5 protein-coding genes are annotated in these 5,320 nt (G+C 55.6%); all 5 read left to right on the forward strand.

Features of this window, described 5'->3' with window-relative positions:
* On the forward strand, positions 1–1,371 hold a 1,371-nt coding region (gene rbsA / locus VSX58_RS16530; protein ID WP_327619043.1), incomplete at its 5' end, for a ribose ABC transporter ATP-binding protein RbsA.
* Positions 1,372–1,378: 7 nt separating this feature from the next.
* A complete protein-coding gene (rbsC, locus tag VSX58_RS16535; protein WP_327619044.1) occupies positions 1,379–2,347 on the forward strand; it encodes a ribose ABC transporter permease in 969 nt (322 codons plus the stop codon).
* A gap of 25 nt (positions 2,348–2,372) precedes the next feature.
* Complete coding sequence (gene rbsB / locus VSX58_RS16540) at positions 2,373–3,263, forward strand: ribose ABC transporter substrate-binding protein RbsB (RefSeq protein WP_327616098.1); 891 nt, start codon at positions 2,373–2,375, stop codon at positions 3,261–3,263.
* Between the two features lie 64 nt (positions 3,264–3,327).
* Positions 3,328–4,254: a ribokinase gene (gene rbsK, locus VSX58_RS16545; RefSeq protein WP_327619045.1), complete on the forward strand. Its 927-nt coding sequence runs from the start codon at positions 3,328–3,330 to the stop codon at positions 4,252–4,254.
* 3 nt (positions 4,255–4,257) lie between these two features.
* Positions 4,258–5,253 carry a ribose operon transcriptional repressor RbsR gene (gene rbsR, locus VSX58_RS16550; protein ID WP_327616100.1) on the forward strand — a complete coding sequence of 332 codons (996 nt, stop codon included), beginning with the start codon at positions 4,258–4,260 and terminating at the stop codon, positions 5,251–5,253.
* The last annotated feature ends 67 nt before the right edge of the window (positions 5,254–5,320 follow it).

The following is a 5,320-nucleotide window of genomic DNA, read 5'->3' on the forward strand; positions in this document are numbered from 1 at the left end:
ATGATGAAGGTGCTGACCGGTATTTACGCCAAAGACGCCGGCAGCGTGCATTTTCTGGGGCGCGAAGTGAGCTTCAACGGTCCCAAGTCCTCGCAGGAAGCGGGAATTGGCATTATCCATCAGGAACTTAACCTGATCCCTCAGCTGACTATCGCTGAAAATATTTTCCTTGGCCGTGAGTTTATCAACCGCTTTGGCCGCATTGATTGGAAACGGATGTACGGGGAAGCGGACAAACTTCTCAAACGCCTGAATCTGCGTTACGACAGTCGGCGCGCCGTGGGGGATCTCTCCATTGGCGATCGACAAATGGTGGAGATCGCCAAGGTGCTGAGCTTTGAATCGAAAGTCATCATTATGGATGAACCGACCGATGCCCTGACCGATAGCGAAACCGCGTCGTTATTCAGCGTAATTAGAGAGCTGCGGTCCCAGGGGCGCGGCATCGTTTATATCTCTCACCGCCTGAAAGAAATATTCGAAATATGCGACGACGTTACCGTATTCCGCGACGGTCAGTTTATCGGCGAATGCCCGGTCGGCGTATTACAGGAAGAGCGGCTTATTGAAATGATGGTCGGCCGCAGGCTTGAGGAGCAATACCCGCGGCTGAATCAGGCGCCGGGAACGGTTCGCCTGCGGGTGAAAAATCTTTCCGGCCCCGGTGTTGACGACGTCAGCTTTAGCGTTCGTAAAGGCGAAATTCTCGGCGTCGCAGGGTTAATGGGCGCCGGGCGCAGCGAATTGATGAAGATTATTTACGGCGCCCTGCCGCGAACCGGCGGCTATGTGGCGCTGGACGGCCGGGAAGTGGTAACCCGTACGCCGCAGGATGGGCTGGCGAACGGCATTGTGTATATTTCCGAAGACCGAAAAGGCGATGGCCTGATATTAGGCATGTCGGTTAAAGAGAATATGTCGCTCACCGCTCTGCGTTATTTCAGCCGGCGCGGCGGACAAATCAAACATGCGCAAGAGCGGCTGGCCGTCAGCGACTTTATCCGCTTGTTCAATATCAAAACGCCGTCAATGGAGCAGCCGATCGGGCTGTTGTCCGGCGGAAATCAGCAAAAAGTCGCGATCGCGCGAGGCCTGATGACGCGCCCTGACGTGCTGATTCTTGATGAGCCGACGCGCGGGGTCGATGTCGGGGCGAAGAAAGAGATCTACCAGTTAATCAATCAGTTCAAACAAGAAGGGCTGAGCATCATTTTGGTTTCGTCCGAAATGCCCGAAGTGCTGGGAATGAGTGACCGCATCATCGTTATGCATGAAGGCCGTTTAAGCGGCGAGTTTTCGACCGGGCAAGCCACCCAGGAAGCGCTGATGGCCGCGGCCGTCGGTAAGCGATACGTCGTAGACCAGGAGTAAGTCAGATATGAGTTCCCAATCCATCGCGGCAAAACGCTGGTTCAGCAAAGCGTGGCTATTAGAGCAAAAATCGGCGATCGCTCTGCTGATTCTTATCGCCGTGGTTTCCGCCATGAGCCCTAATTTTTTCACCCTGAACAATTTGTTCAATATTCTTCAGCAAACCTCGGTCAATGCCATTATGGCGGTGGGAATGACGCTGGTTATTCTCACATCCGGCATCGATCTTTCCGTGGGCGCCTTACTGGCGTTGACCGGTGCGGTCGCCGCGTCGATTGTCGGTCTTGAGGTTAACGCGCTGTTCGCGGTTGTCGGCGCGCTGGCGTTAGGGGCGGCGATCGGCGCCGGCACGGGGATCATTGTATCCAAAGGAAAGGTTCAGGCCTTTATCGCCACCTTGGTCATGATGCTGCTGCTGCGCGGCGTCACCATGGTTTACACCAACGGCAGCCCGATCAATACCGGCTTTTCCGACGTCGCCGATGCCTTTGGCTGGTTTGGCGTTGGCCGTCCGTTAGGCGTCCCGACGCCGATCTGGATGATGGCCATCGTCTTTGCGGCGGTCTGGTACATGCTGCATCACACCCGGTTAGGCCGTTACATCTATGCGCTTGGCGGTAATGAGGCCGCCACCCGGCTGTCGGGGATCGGCGTGGATAAAATCAAAATTATTGTCTACTCCCTGTGCGGGCTGTTGTCCGCCCTGGCGGGAATTATCGAAGTGGCGCGTTTGTCGTCGGCGCAACCTACCGCCGGAACGGGCTATGAACTTGACGCCATCGCCGCCGTGGTTCTGGGGGGGACAAGCCTGGCCGGTGGTAAAGGACGTATCGTCGGCACGCTGATTGGCGCGCTGATCCTTGGGTTTCTTAACAACGGACTGAATTTGTTAGGTGTTTCTTCTTACTATCAGATGATCGTCAAGGCCGTCGTCATCTTACTGGCTGTTTTGGTAGAGAACAAAAGCGGCAAATAACCCTTATTCACACAGGAATTGAGCTATGAATATGAAAAAACTGGCGATTGTGGTTTCTGCTGTCGCGCTGAGCGCGGCCGTCAGCGCCAATGCATTAGCCAAAGATACCCTGGCTCTGGTGGTATCGACACTGAATAACCCCTTCTTTGTGTCCATGAAAGAGGGAGCGCAAAAAGAGGCCGATAAGCGGGGATATAATCTGGTGGTGCTGGATTCCCAGAATAATCCGGCTAAAGAGCTGGCTAACGTTCAGGATCTCACGGTACGTGGCGCCAAGGCGTTATTGATTAACCCAACGGACTCCGATGCGGTGGGAAACGCGATTAAACTGGCTAATAAAGCCAAGATCCCGGTCATTACCCTCGATCGTGTGGCCAATAGCGGGGAGGTCGTCAGTCACGTCGCATCCGATAACGCCTTGGGCGGCGAAATGGCCGGCGATTTTATCGCCCAAAAAACGGGCGCGGGCGCCAAAATCATTCAGTTGGAAGGCATTGCCGGCACCTCTGCGGCGCGTGAACGCGGCGCAGGCTTTATAAAATCGGCGGAAAAGAATAAATTCACCATTCTGGCCAGTCAGCCGGCCGACTTCGATCGCACGAAGGGTTTGAACGTGATGCAGAACCTTTTGACGGCGCACCCCAATGTGCAGGCGGTATTTGCCCAAAATGACGAGATGGCGCTTGGCGCGCTGCGCGCCCTGCAAACCGCGGGCAAAACCGATGTGCTGGTGGTGGGGTTTGACGGCACGGAGGACGGCGTGAAAGCGGTTGAATCCGGCAAGCTGGCGGCAACGGTCGCTCAGCGCCCCGAGCAGATTGGCATCATCGGCGTTGAAAACGCGGATAAGGTGCTGAAGGGCGAAAAAATAGCCGCCGTTATCCCGGTTGATCTGCAGCTGGTGACCAAGCAGTAAAGAAGAGCGAAGCGCGCCGCCGCATCGAGGGCGGCGCATGATGGACGTGTCGGGATTCAGCACAATGAAAACGGGTAAGCTGGCGGTTCTGGGCAGTATAAATGCCGATCATATTCTCAATCTGGCGCAGTTTCCCTCTCACGGGGAAACGGTGATCGGTAAACAATATCGCGTCGCTTTTGGCGGCAAAGGAGCTAATCAGGCGGTTGCGGCGGGACGCAGCGGCGCGGATATTTCCTTTATTGCCTGCGTCGGTGAGGATGATATCGGCGCCAGGATTCGTCGGCAGTTAAGCGAAGATCATATCGATGTTTCGGCGGTTGAAGCGGTTCCTGAACAAACGACGGGCGTCGCGCTGATTTTCGTCAATGGCGAGGGCGAGAATATGATCGCGGTTAACGCCGGGGCGAACGCGGCCGTAACGCCCGGCTATCTTAGCCGTCATCAGCAGCCCATCATTGACGCCGACGCTTTGCTTATGCAGTTGGAGTCGCCGTTGGAAACGGTGATGATGGCGGCCAGGCTCGCTCATGATAACGATACGCGGGTTATTCTTAACCCCGCGCCGGCCTGCGAACTTCCCGACGAATTGCTGTCTCTGGTCGATATCATTACGCCTAATGAAACGGAAGCGCAGCGTCTGACGGGAATTACCGTGAAAACCGAAGATGATGCCGCCCGAGCCGCTCAGGTATTGCATGATAAAGGCATTGCAACCGTACTGATTACCCTGGGCAGCCGCGGCGTATGGTTGAGCGCCGAGGGCGAGGGGCGGCGCATTCCCGGCTACCCGGTTCAGGCGGTGGACACGATTGCCGCCGGAGATACGTTTAATGGCGCACTGGTGACGGCCCTGCTGGAGGGGCGGCCGATAGCGGCGGCGGTTAAATTCGCGCACGCCGCGGCCGCGATTGCCGTTACGCGTCCCGGCGCCCAGCCGTCCGTACCGTGGCGTGAAGAGATAGACGCTTTCCTGCAATCCCAGAGGTGATCTTTGACAACCATGAAAGACGTCGCCCGTTTGGCGGGCGTTTCCACCTCTACGGTTTCCCACGTGATCAATAACAACCGCTTTGTTAGCGATACTATCCGCGACAGAGTGATGGCCGCCGTCGAGCAGTTGCATTACGCGCCTTCGGCGTTGGCCAGAAGTCTTAAAATAAATCAGACGCAAACCATAGGTATGCTGCTGACGGCCAGCAATAACCCGTTTTACGCCGAGGTGGTTCGCGGCGTCGAGCGAAGCTGCTATGAACGCGGCTACAGTCTGATCCTATGTAATACAGAGGGTGACAGCGATCGAATGAGCCGCAGTCTGGAAACGTTACTGCAAAAACGCGTCGACGGCGTGCTGCTGATGTGTACCGAGAGCCATCGCCCTTTGCCTGATATGGTAAGCCGCTATCCTTCTATACCCATGGTCATGATGGATTGGGCGCCGTTTGATGGGGGTATTGACGTGATTAAGGATAATTCCCTGCTGGGCGGCGAGATCGCAACGAATTACCTGATTTCCCGCGGTTACCGAAAAATCGCCTGTATCTCAGGGCCAAAAGATAAAACCACCGCCTGTAACCGTCTTGAGGGCTACCGTCAGGCTATGCGACGGGCTGGATTACCGGTTCCTGCCGAGTATGAAATTTTCGGTGATTTTGAATTTGAAACCGGTTATCGGGCGATGCGGCAACTGTTATCTCTGAAAGAGCAACCCGACGCGGTGTTCGCTGGCAACGATGCTATGGCGGTTGGCGTTTACCATGCGCTGTATCAGGTCGGGCTGTCCGTGCCTACCGATATGGCTGTTATCGGTTACGACGACATTGAACTGGCCCGCTTTATGTCCCCTCCCCTAACAACCATCCATCAGCCTAAAGATGAACTCGGCGAACTGGCTGTTGATACGTTACTGTATCGCTTGGAACATCCTGACACTGAGCCGAATGTTCTGGTGCTTACGCCGGAATTAATAGTACGTAACTCCGTCGGGTAGCGGGTTTAGCCGATAATTCGAACCGCTTAACGCCTAAAAAGAGCGCATAGCGCTGACTTTTCCCGCG

The sequence above is a fragment of the Brenneria populi genome (assembly GCF_036016195.1).
GTDB classification, from domain to species: domain Bacteria; phylum Pseudomonadota; class Gammaproteobacteria; order Enterobacterales; family Enterobacteriaceae; genus Brenneria; species Brenneria populi.